Below are 3168 nucleotides of genomic sequence, written 5' to 3'. Positions count from 1 at the left end.
ATGCTATAATAATATAAGGGCGGAGTCTGCCCACTGCCGCTGCTAAAAGCTAACTAAAAGACTATACTATCGTCATTTAGTTGATCTTTTATTACTTTGTTAGCTCGCCTTGCCGTACGCCAGTACTGTCTGCAGCTCGCTGCCTCGTATTAAAAGCAAACTAAAAGACTATATTCGCCAAAGGAGGAGTTTTCTATGTTCAAATCTCGTATGCTGGAGGCTGTCAAGCAGTCTCGCTATATCCCACCTGTTTTGCTGGCTGTCCTGATTGCCCTGCTGTTGGTCTATGGCGGGGAATTTTTCGGTGCCATTGTCATGTTTATCCTAGCTTTCTCTATGGGCTTTGCCCTCAAGATGGCAAATCCAGATATCAATGGAGCTGCACTTCAGAGCATGGTCCAGCCTTTTCAGATTTATTTCCAGTTATTGCTCTTTGCTTTTATTGTTTTGGCCGTCTTTTTCTGGGTTCGTTTTGTTGAGAAACGCCCCTTTGCCAGTCTAGGATTTTATAAGGCCGGCTGGCTCAGAGAGTTAGGCAAGGGATTCCTGATTGGCGCTGGGCAGTTTTCTATCGTTGTGGCTCTGTTAGTCATCACCGGTACGGGCCGCCTGTCACTGGGCCAGATTGGTCTGCAGACTTTGCTTTTTATCCTGACCATTATCCCTTTCTGGATCCTTCAGGGAGGAGCTGAGGAGCTGGTGACCCGTGGCTGGCTTTTTCCCACGGTTTCTGAAAAGTCCAATATTCTGGTCGGCATCCTGATTTCCAGCCTGCTTTTCGGCGCTCTTCATATCTTCAATCCCGGGGTGACCGTTCTTTCCCTCGTCAATATCGTCCTCGACGGTATCTTTGCCTGCTTTCTCATGCTTAGGTATGACAATATGTGGGTCCTAGCTGGCATGCACGGAGCTTGGAATTTTGTGCAGGGTAATATCTATGGCATAGAAGTCAGCGGTCAGGGGGCCAATGGTTCTCTCTTGGCTTATAGCAATCAGTCCAATATGGACTGGCTTTCCGGCGGGGCCTTCGGAGCAGAAGGCTCCATCCTGACCAGTATCGTCCTCATCGGCTGCATCGCCTATCTCTATTGGTCGCTCAAAAAGGATGGCAAGCTGCCCCAGAGCCTATCTATCAAAAAGTAAAGCATCGCCGTCCAGCAAATCTGGGCGGCGATACTTTTTTGTGGAGTGAAAGGAGGAAAAACAGTTGATGCTCAATGAAAATCATCAGCGAAGCAGGCAGAAGCAGACATCATGGGCGTCTGTCCCAGCCTCTCGCGGCTCAAATAGTCCGGAGGGACTGTAAATACAACTTTCCAAAGGAAGTTCCGTTAAGTAGGGCAAGGCGACGCTAACGTGCTTTGAAGAGATTTTCGAAGAGTTAGGCATTTCAAAAGCCAGAGAAAAGAGAGTAAATATGGTAAAATGGTAGCAGCACAAAGTGAGGAATGCACATGATTAACAGAATTACAGATAATAAATTTAGACTGGTCTCAAAATATGAACCATCCGGCGACCAGCCCCAGGCCATTGAGCAGCTGGTGGACAATATTGAGGGCGGGGAGAAGGCCCAGATTCTCATGGGGGCGACCGGAACCGGTAAGACCTACACCATGAGCCAGGTTATTCAAAAAGTCAACAAGCCGACCCTGGTCATCGCTCATAACAAGACCTTAGCTGGCCAGCTTTATGGCGAGTTCAAGGAGTTTTTCCCGAACAATGCCGTGGAATACTTTGTCTCCTACTATGACTACTACCAGCCCGAGGCCTATGTGCCTTCGTCTGACACCTATATCGAAAAGGACAGCTCGGTTAATGACGAGATTGACAAGCTCCGCCATTCGGCGACCTCGGCCCTGCTGGAGCGCAATGATGTCATCGTCGTAGCTTCTGTCTCCTGTATCTACGGTCTGGGTTCGCCCAAGGAATATTCCGACAGCGTGGTCAGCCTGCGGCCGGGGCTGGAGATTTCCCGGGACAAGCTGCTGAATGACTTAGTAGACATCCAGTTTGAGCGCAATGACATTGACTTTCAGCGGGGCAAGTTCCGTGTGCGCGGCGATGTAGTGGAAATCTTCCCAGCTTCCCGGGATGAGCATGCCTTTCGGGTGGAATTTTTCGGTGATGAAATTGACCGGATCCGTGAGGTGGAAGCCCTGACAGGCCAGGTACTGGGGGATGTGGACCATCTGGCTATCTTCCCAGCCACCCACTTCGTGACCAATGACGACCACATGGAGACAGCCATTGCCAAGATCCAGGCCGAGCTGGAGCAGCAGCTGGAAATCTTTGAAAAAGAAGGCAAGCTGCTGGAAGCCCAGCGCCTCAAGCAGCGGACGGACTACGATATTGAGATGCTGCGGGAAATGGGCTATACTAACGGAGTGGAAAACTATTCCCGTCACATGGACGGCCGCAGCGAAGGCGAGCCGCCCTATACCTTGCTGGACTTTTTCCCGGATGATTTTCTGATTATGATTGATGAGAGCCACATGACCATGGGCCAGATTCGAGGGATGTACAATGGCGACCGCTCCCGCAAGGAGATGCTGGTCAACTACGGATTCCGCCTGCCGTCGGCCTTGGACAACCGTCCCCTGCGCAGGGAGGAGTTTGAAAGCCATGTTCATCAGATCGTCTATGTATCAGCAACGCCGGGGGATTATGAGAAGGAGCAGACCGATACGGTTATCGAGCAGATTATCCGGCCGACCGGCCTCTTAGATCCGGAAGTCGAAGTCCGTCCAACTATGGGGCAGATTGATGACCTTTTGGGCGAAATCAATGCGCGCGTGGAGAGAAACGAGCGGACCTTTATCACTACCCTGACCAAGAAAATGGCCGAGGATTTGACCGACTACTTCAAGGAAATGGGCGTCAAGGTCAAGTACATGCACTCGGACATCAAGACCTTGGAGCGGACCGAGATTATCCGAGACTTACGCTTGGGTGTCTTTGACGTTCTGGTCGGGATCAATCTGCTGCGCGAGGGCATTGACGTGCCCGAGGTCAGTCTGGTTGCGATCCTTGATGCGGACAAGGAAGGCTTCCTCCGCAATGAACGCGGCCTGATCCAGACCATCGGCCGGGCTGCCCGTAACAGTGAGGGCCATGTCATCATGTATGCGGACACCATGACCGATTCTATGAAGAAGGCCATTGATGAGA

2 protein-coding genes are annotated in these 3168 nt (G+C 51.1%); both read left to right on the top strand.

The window, feature by feature from the left end:
- Positions 1-195 precede the first annotated feature (195 nt).
- Entirely contained in the window at positions 196-1143 is a 948-nt protein-coding gene (locus STRDD11_RS11950) for a CPBP family intramembrane glutamic endopeptidase (protein ID WP_128837470.1), read from the top strand.
- Positions 1144-1454: 311 nt separating this feature from the next.
- Positions 1455-3168, top strand: a 1714-nt coding sequence (gene uvrB / locus STRDD11_RS11945; RefSeq protein WP_128837504.1) for an excinuclease ABC subunit UvrB, incomplete at its 3' end; no start/stop codon positions are given.

It is taken from the genome of Streptococcus sp. DD11 (assembly GCF_001578865.1).
In the GTDB taxonomy this organism is placed as follows: domain Bacteria; phylum Bacillota; class Bacilli; order Lactobacillales; family Streptococcaceae; genus Streptococcus; species Streptococcus panodentis.
Note: the sequence above shows the minus strand (reverse complement) of the source record. Positions and strands in the feature narration are given on the sequence as shown.